Origin of the sequence: Variovorax robiniae (genome assembly GCF_037889955.1) — a bacterium.
Lineage (GTDB): Bacteria > Pseudomonadota > Gammaproteobacteria > Burkholderiales > Burkholderiaceae_C > Variovorax > Variovorax robiniae.
This window is the reverse complement of the sequence record NZ_JBBKZS010000012.1, coordinates 15,986-32,864: the sequence shown is the minus strand read 5'-3', so window position 1 is coordinate 32,864 and position 16,879 is coordinate 15,986. Positions and strand designations below refer to the sequence as shown.

Genomic DNA, 16,879 nt, shown 5'->3' with positions numbered 1-16,879 from the left:
AGACCCATTCAAGTTTCATGAATCGTTCCTTCGTTTTCTGATCCGCACACCACCGCCCCGGCTGGATGTGCATCGCATTCAGCCGCGGCCGACAAAGCCCCGGCGCATTTCTTGTTGCCGGGGTTTTGTTTTTTGGAGTGCGCACATGAGTGCCCAACGCAAGGCGCGAGACGACGACAAGCGACTCGCCCATTTCTATTTCTCGCTGCCGGCTACCAGGCCGCGTAACCCGGTGCTCGCCGCATTGGCGCAGCGACCGACCGGCCAGAACGCCGGGCGCCATCTGCGCACCCATCGGGCCGAACGCCGCGCGCAGAAGGTCGCGCTGCAACGCCTGGTGCGGGAGGTCTTCGATGCGTGAAGACATGGACAAGGTGATCGTCGAGCGCCCGCGTCGTGGTGGCGGCGTTCAGGGCGATGGCCGCACATGGCGCAACAGTCGCGAGCGCGGTTCGCACCTCGGCATGAAGCGGGGCCATGTCTTTCGCAAGCACCTGAATGAGAACCTTGCCCCGCTCAAGCGCTGGCTTCACAAGCAGGTGGACCGGCCATGGGACAAGGTGTATGCCGAACTCAGCGCCGGCATCGACAAGCGCAACGCCGTGCAGGCCCACATCCATGAACACCTCGACGGTTTCGTGGCGCGTGATGCGGTGTGGGAGGACGGCGAGGTGTTGCTGTCTTGGGGGCCGAGGCGCGTTCCGGTGCCGCCGCGCGAGGCACCCTGGATCGAACTGTTCGTGCATCCGGTGACGCGCATTCTGCTGCGCAACCGGTATTCGGACGGGTCGCGCGCCGCGCGGCGTGCGCAATGGAGCCGTCGCGCGCCAGCGCCGCCACGCCGCATCGTGATCGACGACTGGACACAATGGCATTGCATCGATGGCGAATGGCATGAGCTGGGACTGGACCTGCTGCCACCCACGACCGACCGTTCGCCGACGCGCTGGGACGCACTGCGCGAATGCCGTGTGGTGCGCGGCATCACCTGCCTGCCGGGCACCCAGACCCCTGCGCAGTTGTTCGGCCGCGCCAATGTCTACGTGGCCAGCAAGCGCCGCCTGTCCCGGGCCGAGATCCGGCGGCGCTTTCCGAACGGCATGCCGTCGCCTTCCGCGTAGATCAACCCGGCAGCAGCACCTTGTCGACGACGTGGATCACGCCGTTCGACTGGTAGACGTTGGCGATGGTCACCGTGGCGGTGCCGCCCTTGGCGTCGGTCACCATCACCTTGCTGCCGCTCATCGTCGCGGTGAGCGTGCCGCCGCTGGCGGTCTTCAGCGTGGCCTTGCCTCCGCCCGCGTTGATGGCGCTCATCAAGGCGGGGCCGTCCATCCGGCCCGGCACCACGTGGTAGGTCAACACCTTGGAAAGCGTCGGCTTGTTCTCGGGCTTGAGCAACGTGTCCACAGTGCCGGGCGGCAGCGCGACGAATGCTTCATTGGTCGGTGCGAACACGGTGAACGGGCCGGGGCTCTTGAGCGTGTCGACCAGGCCCGCGGCCTTGACCGCGGCGACCAGGGTGGTGTGGTCCTTCGAGTTGACGGCGTTGTCGACGATGTCTTTTCTCGGATACATCGCTGCGCCGCCGACCATCGGGTTGGCCGGCGCCATCGACAGGGTGCCGCTGCCGCCATTGGTCACGCTGTTGCTGCTCGTTCCCATGCCCCCCGCGCACGCGCTGAGCAGGACGGAGACGCTGACGGCGATCATGAGTTTTTTCATTGGGAAGCTCCTGGAAGGTTGAATGAAGCAAGGCATCTGTGGAAACCGCCAACAGCGCGGGGGCGCATTGCGCTTGCATCCAATACGCGCGCAGTGGCGCGGCGGATTCAACGGGGGGCTTTCCGGTCTTGCTTGCCGAGGCGTGGATAAGCCGGTCATGCGCCTGCGGCGCTGCCTGCGAGTGCGTGGACGGTTCGAGGCCGTAGGTTGTGTTCTCGAACGGCGCGGCAGGGGAGGTACAGGCGGCACGCGATTACGCGTCGGTCGCTCTCCACCAATTCATCACGCGCAAGCCTCGGACGCCTGCAAAGTCTTTCAGGTTGCGAGTAACCAGCGTCAAGCCCTGGGCGATGGCAATGGCGCCGATTTGGCCGTCGACAAATGGCAGCGTCTTGCCGTTACGCTCGGCCTCGGCGCGGATCTCTGCGTGTACGCGCGCCGCAGCGGCGTCGTAGGGCAGGATTGGCAGCGAACCCACCACGTCGGTCAGATACCGTTCGATGGCATCGCGTCGCTGGCCCGACGACATGCGCAACCAACCAAATCGCAACTCGTGCCAGACCGGGGCGCCAATGGCGAGTTCGCCCGAGTGCCGCTTCAAGGCAGCCATCACGGCGGCATTCGGCTGCGGACGCGCAGCCTCAGACAACACATTGCTGTCGAGCAGCCAAGTCACCATTTGAAGTCACGTCCCGCCGTCGTGTCGCGAATGTTGGCGAAGGGGTCCGCCCAGCCTTCGCCGGTGTGGTCGTCACCGGCGACCAGATGCTGTTGACGCCAATCGTCAAGCTTGCTCGCGAAACCTTGCGCCGATGCGGAAAGCCGGCGGAACTGGGCGACCGACATCAAGACGGCCGCAGGCGCACCGCGCCGAGAAATCAGGGCCGGTTCGTTACCCGTCTCCACGGAGCGCAGTGTGTCCGCCAGGTTGGCGCGGGCTTGCGAAAAAGGAATTTGCTGCACAAGGCCTCCTGGATTTGTACATTTGAATTGTACATTTGCCTGCGCTGCTGCGAAAGTCAATGAAGAACGGCGCCCCGTGGCGCCGTCATTTGCGGAGGTCGGGCCTCCTTGAAGCGATCAGTCGGTGATCGTTTTCAATCCAGCGTTGGCCATCAAGCCTCGCCCTTGACCTTCAACCGCCAGGCGTGCAGCAACGGCTCCGTGTAGCCGCTGGGCTGCTCGATGCCCTTGAACACCAGGTCCTGCGCGGCCATGTACGCCGCCGAGGTCTTGAAGTTGCCCGCCATGTTCTTGTAGAGCGCGTCGCCCGCGTTCTGCTTGTCGACCACTGCGGCCATGCGCTCGAAGGTCGCGTTGACTTCTTCCTTCGTCACGATGCCGTGCAGCAGCCAGTTGGCGATGTGCTGGCTCGAGATGCGCAGCGTGGCGCGGTCTTCCATCAGGCCGACGTTGTGGATGTCGGGCACCTTGGAGCAGCCGACGCCCTGGTCGATCCAGCGCACCACGTAGCCGAGGATGCCCTGCACGTTGTTGTCTAGTTCCTGCTGCTTTTCTTTAGCGGTCCAGTTGGTCGTCGGCGAGACAGGCACTTGCAGCAGGTCGTTGAGGATCGCGTCGCGCTGTGCGTCGGCGTCGATCTTCTCCAGTTCCTTCTGCACATCCGCCACGCTGACCTGGTGGTAGTGCAGCGCATGCAGCGTCGCGGCGGTCGGCGAAGGCACCCAAGCCGTGTTCGCGCCGGCCTTCGGATGGCCGATCTTGATCTTCAGCATGTCGGCCATCAGGTCCGGCATGGCCCACATGCCCTTGCCGATCTGTGCCTTGCCGCGCAGGCCGCAGCCGAGGCCCACCAGCACGTTGCTCTTCTCGTAGGCCGTGATCCACGGCGTGGTCTTCATGTCGCCCTTGCGCAGCATCGCGCCGGCCTGCATGCCGGTGTGCATCTCGTCGCCGGTGCGGTCCAGGAAGCCGGTGTTGATGAAAGCCACGCGCGCCGAGGCGGCGGCAATGCAGGCCTTGAGGTTGACGCTGGTGCGGCGTTCCTCGTCCATGATGCCGAGCTTCACGGTGTTGGCTGGCAGGCCCAGCAGTTGCTCGACGCGGCCGAACAGTTCGTTGGCAAAGGCGACCTCGGCCGGGCCGTGCATCTTCGGCTTGACGATGTAGATGCTGCCGGTGCGCGAGTTGCCCTTGCGCTTCAGGTCGATGGTGGCGATGGTGGTCGTGACGACGGCGTCCAGGATGCCTTCGGGGATTTCCTTGCCGCCGGCGAACAGGATGGCCGGGTTGGTCATCAGGTGGCCGACATTGCGCACGAACATCAGCGAGCGGCCATGCAGCTTCATCGGCTTGCCGTCGGCGGCGGTGTATTCGCGGTCCGGGTTCAGGCCACGCGTGAAGGTCTTGCCGCCCTTGCTCACTTCTTCCGTGAGCGTGCCGAGCTGGATGCCGAGCCAGTTGCTGTAAGCGACGACCTTGTCTTCCGCATCGACCACGGCCACCGAGTCTTCCAGGTCGAGGATGGTGGAGAGCGCGGCTTCCATCACGACGTCGCTGATGCCGGCGGCATCGGTCTTGCCGATGGCGGTGCTGCGGTCGATCTGGATGTCGAGGTGGATGCCGTTGTGCTTGAGCAGCACCGACGAAGGCGCGGCGGCGTCGCCGGTGTAGCCGACGAACTGCGACGGCTCGGCGAGGGCCGTGCTGCTGCTGTGCAAGGCGACGACCAACTGGCCGTCCTTGACGCTGTAGCCGGTCGCGTCCTTGTGCGAGCCGTTGGCCAGGGGCGCGGCCTGGTCGAGCACTTCGCGGGCGAAGGCGATGACCTTGGCGCCGCGCACGGGGTTGTAGCCCTTGCCCTTGTCGGCGCCGTCGGTCTCGGGGATGGCGTCGGTGCCGTAGAGCGCGTCATACAGCGAGCCCCAGCGTGCGTTGGCGGCGTTCAGCGCGTAGCGGGCGTTGAGGATGGGCACCACCAGTTGCGGGCCGGCCTGTTGCGCGAGTTCGGCATCGACGTTGGCGGTGGTGGTCTGCACGTCCTTCGGCGAGGGCACCAGGTAGCCGATCTTCTCGAGGAAGGCCCGGTACGCGGGCATGTCCTTGATCTGGCCCGGGTTGGCCTTGTGCCAAGCATCCATCTCGGATTGCAGGCGATCACGCTCGGCCAGCAGGGCGGCGTTCTTGGGCGCCAGGTCGGTCACGATCGCGTCGAAACCCTTCCAGAAAGTCGCGCCGTCCACGCCGGTGGCGGGCAGGACCTTCTGTTCGATGAATTGATGGAGTTCAGTCGCGACCTGGAGGCCGTGAACGGTGGTGCGTTCGGTCATATCGGGAAACCTCGGGGGGATATATGAAAGTGGAGGGTGCGAAACCCATGCCGATACTGTATTGGATACCGAGGCAAAGATTAATCGCCGAAGAATCCCGTTATTTGTGACAAGAATGCACTTAATCGGCGCTCAGACGCGGCCATTGAGTTGCTTTGCCGCAGTGAGCACCTGCCTGATGTAGGCCGCGTCGTAGCGGTGCGCGGGCATGGTGAGCGTCACGGCCGCGGCCAGCGCGCCGCGCGCATCGAGCACCGGCGCGGAGATGCCGGCCACGTCGGCCAACCGGTCGCCCACACTGCTGAAATAGCCGTCCTTGCGGATCCTGGCGTAGAGCGCCTTGTCCTTGGCGGCGGGTGAGGGCGCCTGAGGATCGAAGGCGGTCAATACGCGGCCGCCAGTGCCCTGGTCGAGCGGCAGCACGTCGCCGGCCTTGATGTGGTCGCGGATTGGATGCGGCGAATCGACGCGGTAGAGGCAGACGCGTACGGCATCGGCGCCGTGGCCCTGCTTGACGTGATAGGCCGCGCTCTCGCCGGTGGCCGCGACCAGGTCGCGCAGCACGGGCAGCACGATCTGGTCTAGGGAGAAGGCCGCCGCGTAGAGGCCATGCAGGCGGGCGATCTCGGCGCCGAGCGCGTAGCGGCCGTCGTCCAGCCGGCGAATCAATGCCGCATGTTCCAGCGAGGCCAGCAGGCGCAGCACCGTGCTCTTGTAAAGCTGTGTGCGCGCCGCGAAATCGCCGAGCGACAGGGCGTCGTCACCGGGTTGAAAGGCAGCCAGCAGGCTCAACGCACGATCGACCGCTGCAGCGCCGCCTGGGGCGGCATTGAGGTCGGAGACGGATTCGGTCTGGGCTTTGCGCGGCATGGCGGCTCCTTGACAGGTCGGCGGTTTGTCGATTTAATTCTGTTTAACGGAATATAGTTCTATCTAACAGAACGGTCAAGCAAGGAGACGAATTCCATGACATCCCCCGATGTGCTGATCAGCGAGGTCGGTCCGCGCGACGGCCTGCAATCGGTCAAGGCCACGATGCCCACCGCCGACAAGCTGCGTTGGATCGACGCACTCTACGCAGCCGGCGTGCGCGAGATCGAAGTCGCGTCCTTCGTGCCTGCCAAGTTGCTGCCGCAGATGGCCGACGCGGCCGAGGTGGTGCGCCATGCGATCACCTTGCCCGGCCTGACCGTGATGGCGCTGGTGCCCAACCGGCGCGGCGCCGAGGCTGCATTGGCGGCCGGTGTCCACAAGCTCACCATGCCGGTGTCCGCAAGCGCGGCCCATTCGCTCGCCAACGTGCGCAAGACGCGCGAGCAGATGGTCGAGGAGGTGCGGGCCATCTCCGACCTGCGCCGTGACATGGCCCCGCACGTCAAGCTGGAAGCCGGCATCTCCACCGCCTTCGGCTGCACGTTGCAAGGCGACGTGCCGGAGGACGAGGTCATCGCGCTGGCCGTGCAGTGCATCGCCGCGGGCGCGGACGAATCGGGGCTCTCCGACACCGTCGGCTATGCCAACCCCGCGCAAGTGCGACGGCTCTTCAAGCGCCTCCGCGCGGAACTCGGCGAGCACGCGGGCGCGGCCCACATGCACAACACGCGCGGCCTCGGCCTGGCCAACTGCCTCGCGGCCTACGAGGAGGGCGTACGCACCTTCGACTCATCGCTGGGCGGCCTCGGCGGCTGCCCCTACGCGCCGGGCGCATCGGGCAATGTCGTCACCGAGGACCTGGTCTTCATGTTCGAGGCGATGGGCGTTCGCACCGGCATCGACATCGACCGACTGATGGCCGCTCGGGCTCCGCTGATCGCCGGTCTGCCGGGAGAACCGGTCTACGGCATGACGCCCGAAGCCGGCCTGCCCAAGGGATTCAAGCCACAAGGAACAACCCATGTCTGAAGTACAGAAGCCACTGCCCTACGCGGGCGTCCGCGTCGTCGAGTTCACCCACATGGTCATGGGCCCGAGCTGCGGCATGCTGCTGGCCGACCTGGGCGCCGAGGTCATCAAGGTCGAGCCGGTGGAGGGCGACAACACGCGACGCCTGCTCGGCTCCGGCGCAGGCTTCTTCCCGACCTTCAACCGCAACAAGAAGAGCGTCGCGCTCGACCTCAAGCGCCCCGAAGGCGTCGAAGCCGCGCTGCGCCTGATCGCCACCGCCGACATCGTGAGCGAGAACTTCAAGCCCGGCACGATGAAGAAGCTGGGCCTCGACTACGACAGCCTCAAGAAGCTCAACCCGCGCCTCATCTACGTGAGCCACAAGGGCTTCCTGCCCGGCCCCTACGACCACCGCACCGCCCTCGACGAAGTGGTGCAGATGATGGGCGGGCTGGCCTACATGACCGGCCGTTCCGGCGACCCGCTGCGCGCGGGCACCAGCGTCAACGACATCATGGGCGGCATGTTCGGCGCCATCGGCGCCATGGCTGCGCTGAGACAGCGCGACATCACGGGCGAGGGCTGCGAAGTGCAGTCGGCCCTGTTCGAGAACAACATCTTCCTGGTCGCGCAGCACATGATGCAGTTCGCCGCCACCGGCAAGGCGGCCGACCCCATGCCCAGCCGCATCTCCGCCTGGGCCGTCTACGACGTCTTCACCGTGAAGGACGGCGAGCAGATCTTCCTCGCGGCCGTCAGCGACAAGCAGTGGGGGATCTTCTGCAAGGCCTTCGGCCTGGAAGAGATGCTGGCCGACCCGCGCCTCAAGACCAACAACGACCGCGTGAAGGCCCGCGACTGGATGCTGCCGATCCTGCGCTCCCACCTGGCCGATCGCAGTGCCGCCGAACTCAGCGCCGTCTTCGAGCAGAACGAACTGCCCTTCGCGCCGATCAGCCGCCCGCAGGACCTCTTCGACGACCCGCACCTCAACGCGACCGGCGGCCTCGCGCCGATCCGCATGAACGACGGCAGCACCTCGAAGGTGCCGTTGATGCCCTTCACGATCGGTGGCGAGCGTCCGGGCATCCGCCTGCAGCCGCCATTGATCGGCGAGCACACCAACGCCTTGCTCAAGGAAGTCGGCTACAGCGACGCCGACATCGCAGCGCTCAAGTCACAGCACATCACCACCGGAGACTGACCCCATGCCTTTCCGCATTGCCCGCAGGACCCTGCTGGCTGGCGCAGCCGCGCTCGCCTTCTTGCCCAACGCCTTCGCCGCCGACACGTGGCCGGACAAGCCGATCCGCTTCATCGTCCCCTACACACCCGGCGGCGCCACCGACATCGTCAGCCGCCTGGTCGCGCAAAAGATGACCGAGGACACCAAGTGGACCTTCGTCATCGACAACCGCGCCGGTGGCAACGGCAACATCGGCATGGACGCCATCGCCAAGGCCAAGCCCGACGGCTACACCATCGGCATGGGCCAGACCGCCAACCTCGCGATCAACCCGACCCTGTTCCCGAAGATGCCCTACGACGCGTTGAAGGACGCGGCGCCCGTGGCCGTCGTCGCCTCGCAACCCGTGGTGATGGTGGTGCGCACCGACGCGCCGTACAAGACACTCGCCGACGTGGTCAAGGCCGCCAAGGCCAAGCCGGGCGAGGTCAAGCAGGCGCTCGCGGGCACCGGCACGCTGGGCCATATGGCCGGCGAGGTGCTGGCAAAGCAGGCCGGCTTCAAGGTGCTCAACGTGCCGTACAAAGGCGCCGCGCCGGCCATCACCGACCTGCTCGGCGGCCAGACCGACTACATGTTCGCCACGCCGCAGGGCGCGCTCGCGATGGTCAAGGGCGGCAAGCTGCGCGCGCTCGCGGTCACCTCGACGAAGCGCCTGGCCGTGCTGCCCGACGTGCCGACCGTCGCCGAAACATACAAGGGCTTCGAGGCCGTCGACTGGAAGGCCATCGTCGCGCCGACCGGCACATCCGCCGACGTGGTGAACAAGCTCAACGCCGCCGTCAACAAGGCACTGGCGAACCCCGCGGCGATCTCGCAGCTGGCGGCAGAGGGCAGCACGCCCGTCGGCGGCACCGTCGAGCAGGCTGCGCAGTACATCAAGGCGGAGCATGCGAAGTGGGGCGCGGTGGTGCGCGAGTCCGGCATCCAGCCCGAGTGATCACGTCCAGAACCACAAGGAGACATTCCCATGAAGACGCGACACATCTTCTGCCTCACCGCTGCATTGATGGCCCCCCTGTTGGCCAGCGCCCAATCCGCCTGGCCCGACAAGCCGGTGCGCCTCATCGTCCCCTACTCGCCGGGCGGCACCACCGACTACGCGGCGCGCCAGATCGCGCAGAAGCTCACCGAGCAGACCGGCAAGTCCTTCTATGTCGAGAACAAGGCCGGCGCCAGCGGCATGATCGGCTCCGACCTGGTCGCCAAGGCAGCGCCGGACGGCGGCACCTTCCTCGTCAACGACACCACCTACGCGATGCTGCCGCATCTCTACAAGAAGATGCCGTGGGACCACGCGACAGGCCTGGTGCCCGTGACCAACATCGTCGATACGCCGCTGGCACTCGTGGTCGGTGCCGCGTCGCCGTACAAGACCGTGGAACAGTTGATCGACGCGGCGCGCAAGAGCCCCGACAAGCTCACCTTCGGTTCCGGCGGCATCGGCAGTTCGACGCACCTCGGCGGCGAACTGTTCAAGCAGAACGGCAAGGTTTCACTCACCCATGTGCCGTACAAAGGTGCCGGTGAAGCCATGCTCGGCGTGGTGTCGGGCCAGGTCGACGTGCTGGTCACGGCGGCGCCGACGGCGATCGCCCAGATCAACGGCGGCAAGATTCGCGCGCTGCTCGTGACATCGCCCAAGCGCATTGCCGCGCTGCCCGATGTGCCCACCAGCGCGGAGGCCGGCCTCAAGGGTTTCACCGCCACCAACTGGTTCGGCATCGCCGCGCCGAAGGGCACACCGCAGGCCATCATCGACAAGATGCAGGCCGAGGTGAAGAAGGCGCTGGCCTCGCCGGACCTCGTCAAGCGCTTCGCCGAGCAGGGCGCAGAACCGGGTGGCCTGTCCGTTGCCGACTTCCAGAAGTTTGTTCGCGGACAGACCGACGACTGGGGCAAGGTCATCAAGGCCGCGGGCGTGCAACCGGAGTGAATGCGCGATGTGGAACCTCAGCTTCGCACCGCCGCAAGTGATCGATGCGCGTGTGCTCACGCGCCTGCCTGACGCATTCCGCGCGCCACGTCGCACCGGGTGGGTCGACGCCAACAAGCCCGGTCACGTCATGGACAGCTTTCTCGAAGGGCCGGTGTTCGACGCTGCGGGCAACCTGTACGTCGCCGACATTCCCTACGGCCGCATCTTCCGCATCACGCCGACGCTGGAGTGGCAACTGGTCGTGCAGTACGACGGCTGGCCCAACGGCATGGCCCTGCACGCGGACGGCAGCCTGTGGATCGCGGACTACCAGCGTGGCATCCTGTCGCTCGACATGGCAAGCGGCCATGTCGAGACCGTGCTCGCGCACCGCAACAGCGAGTCCTTCAAGGGCGTGAACGACCTTTGCTTCGACGGCCACGGCAACCTGTATTTCACCGACCAGGGGCAGACCGGGCTGCATGATCCGAGCGGCCGGGTCTACCGCCTCGGCGTCGACGGCAAGCTCGACCTGCTGCTCGCCAATGCGCCCAGCCCCAACGGCGTGGCGCTGAGTGCCGACGGCAAGGTGCTGTTCGTCGCCGTCACGCGCGGCAACCAGGTCTGGCGCGCGCCCCTGTTGCCGGATGGCAGCATCTCGAAGATGGGCGCATTCCAGACCTTTTTCGGGACCAGTGGGCCCGATGGCCTCGCCGTTGCCGACGACGGCAGCCTGGTCGTCGCCCACGCGAGCCTGGGCGGCGCGTTCGTGCTCAACGCGATGGGCGAGGTCACGCATTTCATTCGCAGCCCCACGGGCAAGACGGTGACCAACGTGGCATTCCGGCCGGGCACGCGCGAGCTGGTCATGACCGAATCGGCGTCCGGGACTGTGCTGTCGGCAGGATTGCCTCCGTCGTAGCTGCCTGCGGAAGCGACGACGCGGGCCGCGATCGACGGCAAGTTGTCGTGCGGCCGGATGCCGCCCGGACGACGACGCGGAACCCTGGCGTGCCACCGCGCCGCCGCGCTTCGCATAATCCCCGCGATGGACCGCCTCAAGCAACTCGAATCCTTCGTCTCCATCGCCACCCGCGGCAGCCTCACCGCGGCGGCCAAGGCGGAGAACGTGGCGCCCGCGATCATGGGGCGGCGCATCGACGCGCTGGAGGAACGCCTCGGCGTGAAGCTGTTCGTGCGCACAACGCGCCGCATCACGCTCACGCACGAGGGCAGCGCCTTCCTCGAGGACTGCCAGCGCCTGCTGGTCGAGTTCGCCAATGCCGAGGCCAGCGTCAGCGCCGGCGGGGTCAAGGCCAGCGGGCACCTGCGCGTGACGGCGCCGGCGGGTTTCGGCCGTCGCCATGTGGCGCCGCTGGTGCCGCGCTTCCATGCGCTGCATCCGGAGGTGCGCATCTCCTTGAACCTCAGCGACCGCGTGATCGACGTGGCCGGCGAAGGCTATGACTGCGCGGTGCGCGTGGGCGACCTGCCCGACTCTTCGCTGGTGAGCCTGCGCCTGGCCGACAACCGCCGCCGCTGTGTCGCAACGCCGGAATTCATCCGCCGCCACGGCGCGCCGCGCCACCCGGCGGACCTCGTGCGTTTCGCCTGCCTCACGCTCTCCAGCGATGCATCGCAAACGCGTGGCTGGGCCTTTCGCCTGCCGCCCGCGCCGGGCACGGAGGGTGGCGACGAAGTGATCCACCTGCGCCCCAGCGGCCCGCTCGACTGCACCGACGGCCAGGTGCTGCACGACTGGTGCCTGGCCGGCCACGGCATCGCCTGGCGCAGCAACTGGGAGGTCGAGGCCGAGATCGACGCCGGCCTGCTGGTGCCCCTGCTCGACGACTTCGCCGCGCCGCCGAACGGCGTGTACGCGGTGTTCCCGCAGCGCAAGCACCTGCCCTTGCGCGTGCGGCTGTGGCTGGACTTCCTCAAGGCGCAATACGAGATGCCGGAGTACTGGGGCCGCAGCGCATAGACCCATAGGCAAGGCAGGCACGTTGCTTGCACAATCCAGTGATGACCCTTGAAGCCATCCTTGCCTACCTGCATCTGTTGGCCATCCTGACGATGGTGGTCTTCGTCGCGAGCGAAGCGGCGCTGTGCCGCATCGAGTGGATCAACGCCGCCGTCGTCGAGCGGTTGGCACGCGTCGACATGGTCTACGGCATCGCCGCCGTGCTGGTGTTGCTGACCGGCGTGCTGCGCACCTGGCTCGGCGTCAAGGGCACCGGCTGGTACTGGACCAATCCCCTGCTGCACATCAAGCTCACGCTGTTCATCATCGTGGGTGTTCTCTCTGCCTTCCCCACCATGACCTACATTCGCTGGCGCAAGACGTTGCGTGCCACAGGCGCGTTGCCCGCCGAGGTGGAGGTCCGCAAGACGCGCAAGCTCGTGATGATCCAGGCGCACCTGATCGCGCTCATCCCGCTGTTCGCGGTGTTCCTGGCGCGGGGCTTCGGCAAGTAGGCTGCGGCGGTGGGCCGGCGGGCGCGGTGACGCAAGCATCAACAACACATGGGAGGAGGGCACGTGAGTCCTGGGTTCATCAAGCTTCTGTTCGCCGGCACGATCTTCACCAGTGCCTTCCTGCTGTTCCTGGTCCAGCCGCTGATCGCCAAGCAGATCCTGCCGTGGTTCGGCGGGTCGGCCGCGGTGTGGTCGATCTGCATGGTGTTCTTCCAGGTCGTGCTGCTGGCTGGGTACGCGTACTCCGATGCGGTGACGCGGCGGTTCACGCCGAAAGTGCAGGCCCGGTTGCATGTCGCGCTGCTGCTGGTGAGTCTGGCCTTCCTGCCGATCGTGACCAGCGCGCGCTGGAAGCCCGCCGGCTCCGAAGACCCGACGCTCTGGATCCTCGGCCTGCTGCTGGGCACCATCGGGCTGCCGTATTTCCTGCTGTCGACCACCGGGCCGCTGGTGCAGTCCTGGCTCTCGCGCACGCCGTGGGGTTCGCAGGTGTACCGCTACTTCTCGCTGTCGAACCTCGCCTCGCTGGCCTCGCTGTTGAGCTACCCCGTGTTGATCGAGCCGCACAGTTCGCTGCTGCGGCAGGCGCAGGGCTGGTCGTGGGCCTATGCGGCCTTCGTGCTGCTGTGCATCGGGACCACGGTGTACGCGGCGCGACAGGGCGCGGCGCCGACCGTGGCCGCCACCGGGACCGTGTCGGCGCCGGCCACGCCACAGCGCGCACCCCATGCCTCCGACTACCTTCTCTGGCTCGGCCTGCCCGCGCTCGGCTCCTGGCTGTTGCTGGCCATCACCAACCACATCACGCAGAACGTCGCGGCCATTCCCTTCCTGTGGGTGCTGCCGCTGTCGGTCTACCTGCTGACCTTCGTGCTGTGCTTCGAAAGCGACCGCTGGTATCGCCGTGCCTTCTTCCTGCCGGCCACGGCGGTGATGCTGGTGCTGTGCGCCTTCGGGTTGCAGGCCGACCTCGGCTTCAACGTCAAGACCGCGCTGCCTCTTTACGTGATCGGGCTGTTCGTGCTGTGCATGTTCTTCCATGGCGAGATGGCGCGTATGCGGCCGGCGCCGCAATACCTCACGCGCTTCTACCTGATGCTGTCGCTGGGTGGCGCCATCGGCGGCATCTCGGTCGGCCTGGTCGCGCCGCATGTGCTGCCCGCGTATTACGAACTGGGCGTTGGCCTGGTGCTGAGCGCGCTCGCGGGCGCGGCGGTGCTGCGCGACCGGCGCCTGGGATGGGCGGGCGGCTTGGCGCTCGCGGCCTGCTGCGCCTGGTTCCTCGCCTTGCAGGTGCGCAACGAAAGCGCTGACACGCGCGAGATGTCGCGCAACTTCTACGGCACCCTGATCACGCTCGACACGCGGCGCGACAAGCCCGAGGACAACGTGCGCCAGATGTACCACGGCTCGGTCAAGCACGGCGAGCAGTTCCTGGCACCGGCCCGTCGCCGCGAGCCGACCAGCTACTACGGCGCCACCTCGGGCATCGGCCTGGCGCTGGCCGAGGCGCCGCAGGGTCCGCGCCGCGTGGGGCTGATCGGGCTCGGGGCCGGCACGCTAGCGGTGTATGGCCGGAAGGGTGACGTCTACCGCATCTACGAGATCAACCCCCAGGTCTTCGAGCTGGCGGACACTGAATTCACCTTCCTGCATGACAGCCCCGCAAAGATCGAGCGCGTGCTCGGCGATGCCCGGCTGGCGCTGGAACGCGAGGAGCCGCAGCAGTTCGACGTGCTGGCCGTCGACGCCTTCTCCGGCGATTCAGTGCCGATCCATCTCATCACGGAAGAGGCGATGGAGGTCTACCTGCGCCACATCAAGGCGGATGGCGTGATCGCCTTCCACGTGACCAACCGGTTCCTCGCGCTGGCCCCGGTCGTGGTCGAGATCGCCAAGGCGCAGGGGCTGCATGCGGTGCTGGTCCACGACGAAGCCGAGCACAACGATGCGCTGCGCCGCACCGATTGGGTGCTCGTCTCGCGCAACCCGGCCAGTCTCGAACGCGAATCGATCCGCCGTGCCAGCGTCCCGGTGACGCCGATCGCGGGCCTGCAAGCCTGGACAGACGACTTCAACAACCTGTTTGGCGTGCTGAAGTAGGGCCGACCCGGTCTGCAAGAGCAAGAAGGCCCGCACGCGGCGGGCCTGGGTTCAATGCTGGGAGTCGCGGTGCCTCAGCCCTTGGCTGCGTCAGCTTCGCACTTCTTCATGAAGCTGTTCTTGGCGGCGCCTGCCAGGGGCTTGCCGTTCTTGTCGACTGCCTTGGCCGCACAAGCCGGGGTGGCGGCGGCCTTGGTGTCCTTTTCGCACTTCTTGACGAAGCTGTTCTTGGCGGCGCCAGCAAGCTTCTTCTCGGCCGCCTGCATGTCGCAGCTTCCGCCCGCGGCAGCGGCTGCAGGGGCGGCGGCAGGCGCCGCGGCCTTGTCCTGCGCTTGCGCAGTTCCAAAAGTGAGACAGGCGCCCAAGGCGACGGTGGAGGCGACCAGGGAAAGGAGCTTCTTCATGATGGTGTATGTCCTTGCAAGGTTGGTTGTGACAGTGCCCCGCTCCCGGGGCCGACCATCCTAACGGTCGACCCTGTCCGCTGGATGACCAGCACGGGCCGCCCAAAATTCGCCCCGGTAAAATTCCCGAATGCTATTGGTCAAACAAGAGTTGCTCGCAGCACTCGCGAGCACGCTCGAATCCTTCCTGCCCGGCGCCAGCGCCAAGGCCATCTTCGAATCGCCCAAGGTGGCAGCGCATGGCGACTTCGCCAGCACCGCCGCCATGCAGCTCGCCAAGCCGCTCCAGCGCAAGCCGCGCGAGCTGGCCGAGCAGTTGAGCGCCGCCCTCATGGCCACGCCGGCCTTCGCCCAGTGGGTCGACGCGGTCGAGATCGCCGGCCCCGGCTTCCTCAACGTGCGCCTGAAGCTGGCGGCCAAGCAGCAGGTCGTGCGCGAGGTGCTGAACGACCGCGCTGCATTCGGGCAGCAGCCCGCGAATGAAGAGCGTGTGCTGGTCGAGTTCGTCTCCGCCAACCCGACCGGCCCGCTGCACGTCGGCCACGGCCGCCAGGCTGCGCTCGGCGACGCCATCTGCAACCTGCTCGCCACGCAGGGCGACAAGGTCTGGCGCGAGTTCTACTACAACGATGCCGGCGTGCAGATCCAGACGCTGGCCAACAGCACGCAACTGCGCGCCAAGGGTTTCAAGCCCGGCGACGCCTGCTGGCCGACCGACCCCGACAACCCGGCCAGCAAGGCCTTCTACAACGGCGATTACATCGCCGACATCGCCGCCGACTTCCTGGCGAAGAAGACCGTCAAGTCCGATGACCGCGAGTTCACCGCCAGCGGCGACGTGGACGACATCGACTCGATCCGCGAATTCGCCGTGGCCTACCTGCGCCGCGAGCAGGACCTGGACCTGAAGGCTTTCCAGGTCAAGTTCGACCACTACTACCTGGAGTCGAGCCTGTACACCAGCGGCCGCGTCGAGTCGACGGTGAACCGCCTGGTCGCCAACGGCAAGACCTACGAGCAGGACGGCGCGCTGTGGCTCAAGTCGACCGACTACGGTGACGACAAGGACCGCGTCATGCGCAAGAAGGACGGCACGTACACCTACTTCGTGCCGGACGTGGCCTATCACATCGCCAAGTGGGAGCGTGGCTTCCACAAGGTCGTGAACATCCAGGGCACCGACCACCACGGCACCATCGCGCGCGTGCGCGCCGGCCTGCAAGCCGCGGGCGAAGGCATTCCCCAGGGCTTCCCCGACTACGTGCTGCACACGATGGTGCGCGTGGTGCGCGGCGGCGAGGAGGTCAAGATCAGCAAACGCGCCGGCAGTTACGTCACGCTGCGCGACTTGATCGAGTGGACCAGCACCGACGCCGTGCGTTTCTTCCTGCTGAGCCGCAAGCCCGACACCGAATACACCTTCGACATCGACCTGGCCCTCTCGCAGAACAACGACAACCCGGTCTACTACGTCCAGTACGCCCACGCCCGCATCCGCAAGATGCTGCGCGACTGGGGCGGCGACGTGGCCGCGCTGGCCGGCGTCGACCTGTCGCCGCTGCAGGTGCCGCAGGCGCAGACGCTGATGCTGCAACTGGCCAAGTACCCCGAGATGCTTACCGCGGCGGCGCGGGATTTCGCCCCTCACGATGTCACCTTTTACCTCCGTGAACTGGCCGCCAACCTGCACAGCTACTACGATGCCGAGCGCGTGCTGGTGGACGATGAAACGCTGAAGAACGCCCGCCTGGCGCTGGTCGCGGCGTGTGCGCAGGTGCTGCACAATGGCTTGGCAGTGCTCGGCGTCAGCGCGCCGGAAAAAATGTGACAT

At 66.6% G+C, this 16,879-nt stretch carries 17 protein-coding genes; 11 read left to right on the top strand and 6 right to left on the bottom strand.

Annotated features, from left to right (window positions below):
• Positions 1-145 precede the first annotated feature (145 nt).
• Both WKW79_RS24025 and WKW79_RS24020 read left to right on the top strand, forming a co-directional pair.
• Positions 146-361, top strand: coding sequence for a hypothetical protein (locus WKW79_RS24025; RefSeq protein WP_340337734.1), 216 nt, complete (start codon positions 146-148; stop codon positions 359-361).
• Positions 354-1,121 (top strand): hypothetical protein, encoded by a 768-nt coding sequence (locus WKW79_RS24020; RefSeq protein ID WP_340337733.1) that lies wholly within the window; start codon positions 354-356, stop codon positions 1,119-1,121. Before WKW79_RS24025 ends, WKW79_RS24020 begins: the two co-directional genes overlap by 8 nt.
• Position 1,122: 1 nt before the next feature.
• On the opposite strand, the gene WKW79_RS24015 is transcribed toward WKW79_RS24020, so the two are convergent.
• The 5 genes from WKW79_RS24015 to WKW79_RS23995 all read right to left on the bottom strand — a co-directional run bounded on the left by WKW79_RS24015 (position 1,123) and on the right by WKW79_RS23995 (position 5,885).
• Entirely contained in the window at positions 1,123-1,725 is a 603-nt protein-coding gene (locus tag WKW79_RS24015) for a fasciclin domain-containing protein (protein WP_340337732.1), read from the bottom strand.
• A gap of 253 nt (positions 1,726-1,978) precedes the next feature.
• Positions 1,979-2,404: a type II toxin-antitoxin system VapC family toxin gene (locus tag WKW79_RS24010; protein WP_340337731.1), complete on the bottom strand. Its 426-nt coding sequence runs from the start codon at positions 2,402-2,404 to the stop codon at positions 1,979-1,981.
• Positions 2,398-2,688, bottom strand: coding sequence for a type II toxin-antitoxin system Phd/YefM family antitoxin (locus tag WKW79_RS24005; protein ID WP_340337730.1), 291 nt, complete (start codon positions 2,686-2,688; stop codon positions 2,398-2,400). The genes WKW79_RS24010 and WKW79_RS24005 overlap by 7 nt, the downstream gene beginning before the upstream one ends.
• A 152-nt stretch (positions 2,689-2,840) precedes the next feature.
• Positions 2,841-5,015: a malate synthase G gene (locus tag WKW79_RS24000; RefSeq protein WP_340337729.1), complete on the bottom strand. Its 2,175-nt coding sequence runs from the start codon at positions 5,013-5,015 to the stop codon at positions 2,841-2,843.
• Between the two features lie 132 nt (positions 5,016-5,147).
• Entirely contained in the window at positions 5,148-5,885 is a 738-nt protein-coding gene (locus tag WKW79_RS23995; RefSeq protein WP_340337728.1) for an IclR family transcriptional regulator, read from the bottom strand.
• Between the two features lie 96 nt (positions 5,886-5,981).
• Here WKW79_RS23995 and WKW79_RS23990 point away from each other — a divergent pair, with 96 nt between their 5' ends.
• The 8 genes from WKW79_RS23990 (at position 5,982) to WKW79_RS23955 (ending at position 14,644) form a co-directional block, all read left to right on the top strand.
• On the top strand, positions 5,982-6,917 hold the full coding sequence (locus WKW79_RS23990) for a hydroxymethylglutaryl-CoA lyase (RefSeq protein ID WP_340337727.1): 936 nt from the start codon (positions 5,982-5,984) through the stop codon (positions 6,915-6,917).
• Entirely contained in the window at positions 6,910-8,103 is a 1,194-nt protein-coding gene (locus WKW79_RS23985) for a CaiB/BaiF CoA transferase family protein (protein WP_340337726.1), read from the top strand. The genes WKW79_RS23990 and WKW79_RS23985 overlap by 8 nt, the downstream gene beginning before the upstream one ends.
• 4 nt (positions 8,104-8,107) lie before the next feature.
• Positions 8,108-9,085 carry a Bug family tripartite tricarboxylate transporter substrate binding protein gene (locus tag WKW79_RS23980; RefSeq protein WP_340337725.1) on the top strand — a complete coding sequence of 326 codons (978 nt, stop codon included), beginning with the start codon at positions 8,108-8,110 and terminating at the stop codon, positions 9,083-9,085.
• Between the two features lie 30 nt (positions 9,086-9,115).
• Positions 9,116-10,081, top strand: a complete 966-nt coding sequence (locus WKW79_RS23975; protein ID WP_340337724.1) for a Bug family tripartite tricarboxylate transporter substrate binding protein — start codon at positions 9,116-9,118, stop codon at positions 10,079-10,081.
• Positions 10,082-10,088: 7 nt separating this feature from the next.
• Complete coding sequence (locus WKW79_RS23970) at positions 10,089-10,985, top strand: SMP-30/gluconolactonase/LRE family protein (protein ID WP_340337723.1); 897 nt, start codon at positions 10,089-10,091, stop codon at positions 10,983-10,985.
• A 126-nt stretch (positions 10,986-11,111) separates the two neighbouring features.
• Positions 11,112-12,047, top strand: a complete 936-nt coding sequence (locus WKW79_RS23965) for a LysR family transcriptional regulator (RefSeq protein ID WP_340337722.1) — start codon at positions 11,112-11,114, stop codon at positions 12,045-12,047.
• Between the two features lie 41 nt (positions 12,048-12,088).
• A complete protein-coding gene (locus WKW79_RS23960) occupies positions 12,089-12,541 on the top strand; it encodes a DUF2214 family protein (RefSeq protein WP_340337721.1) in 453 nt (150 codons plus the stop codon).
• 63 nt (positions 12,542-12,604) lie between these two features.
• On the top strand, positions 12,605-14,644 hold the full coding sequence (locus WKW79_RS23955) for a fused MFS/spermidine synthase (protein ID WP_340337720.1): 2,040 nt from the start codon (positions 12,605-12,607) through the stop codon (positions 14,642-14,644).
• Positions 14,645-14,718: 74 nt separating this feature from the next.
• Here WKW79_RS23955 and WKW79_RS23950 read toward each other — a convergent pair whose 3' ends face one another.
• A complete protein-coding gene (locus WKW79_RS23950; protein ID WP_340337719.1) occupies positions 14,719-15,048 on the bottom strand; it encodes a hypothetical protein in 330 nt (109 codons plus the stop codon).
• A 130-nt stretch (positions 15,049-15,178) separates the two neighbouring features.
• On the opposite strand from WKW79_RS23950, the gene argS reads away from it, so the two are divergent.
• Entirely contained in the window at positions 15,179-16,876 is a 1,698-nt protein-coding gene (argS, locus tag WKW79_RS23945; RefSeq protein ID WP_340337718.1) for an arginine--tRNA ligase, read from the top strand.
• Positions 16,877-16,879: the final 3 nt, after the last annotated feature.

Bases quoted from the DNA above. Each gene is read 5' to 3' on its own strand.
- WKW79_RS24025 (WP_340337734.1), top strand. From the start codon at position 146: ATGAGTGCCCAACGCAAGGCGCGAGACGACGACAAGCGACTCGCCCAT.
- WKW79_RS24020 (WP_340337733.1), top strand. From the start codon at position 354: ATGCGTGAAGACATGGACAAGGTGATCGTCGAGCGCCCGCGTCGTGGT.
- WKW79_RS24015 (WP_340337732.1), bottom strand. From the start codon at position 1,725: ATGAAAAAACTCATGATCGCCGTCAGCGTCTCCGTCCTGCTCAGCGCG.
- WKW79_RS24010 (WP_340337731.1), bottom strand. From the start codon at position 2,404: ATGGTGACTTGGCTGCTCGACAGCAATGTGTTGTCTGAGGCTGCGCGT.
- WKW79_RS24000 (WP_340337729.1), bottom strand. From the start codon at position 5,015: ATGACCGAACGCACCACCGTTCACGGCCTCCAGGTCGCGACTGAACTC.
- WKW79_RS23995 (WP_340337728.1), bottom strand. From the start codon at position 5,885: ATGCCGCGCAAAGCCCAGACCGAATCCGTCTCCGACCTCAATGCCGCC.
- WKW79_RS23990 (WP_340337727.1), top strand. From the start codon at position 5,982: ATGACATCCCCCGATGTGCTGATCAGCGAGGTCGGTCCGCGCGACGGC.
- WKW79_RS23985 (WP_340337726.1), top strand. From the start codon at position 6,910: ATGTCTGAAGTACAGAAGCCACTGCCCTACGCGGGCGTCCGCGTCGTC.
- WKW79_RS23980 (WP_340337725.1), top strand. From the start codon at position 8,108: ATGCCTTTCCGCATTGCCCGCAGGACCCTGCTGGCTGGCGCAGCCGCG.
- WKW79_RS23975 (WP_340337724.1), top strand. From the start codon at position 9,116: ATGAAGACGCGACACATCTTCTGCCTCACCGCTGCATTGATGGCCCCC.
- WKW79_RS23970 (WP_340337723.1), top strand. From the start codon at position 10,089: ATGTGGAACCTCAGCTTCGCACCGCCGCAAGTGATCGATGCGCGTGTG.
- WKW79_RS23965 (WP_340337722.1), top strand. From the start codon at position 11,112: ATGGACCGCCTCAAGCAACTCGAATCCTTCGTCTCCATCGCCACCCGC.
- WKW79_RS23960 (WP_340337721.1), top strand. From the start codon at position 12,089: ATGACCCTTGAAGCCATCCTTGCCTACCTGCATCTGTTGGCCATCCTG.
- WKW79_RS23950 (WP_340337719.1), bottom strand. From the start codon at position 15,048: ATGAAGAAGCTCCTTTCCCTGGTCGCCTCCACCGTCGCCTTGGGCGCC.
- argS (WP_340337718.1), top strand. From the start codon at position 15,179: ATGCTATTGGTCAAACAAGAGTTGCTCGCAGCACTCGCGAGCACGCTC.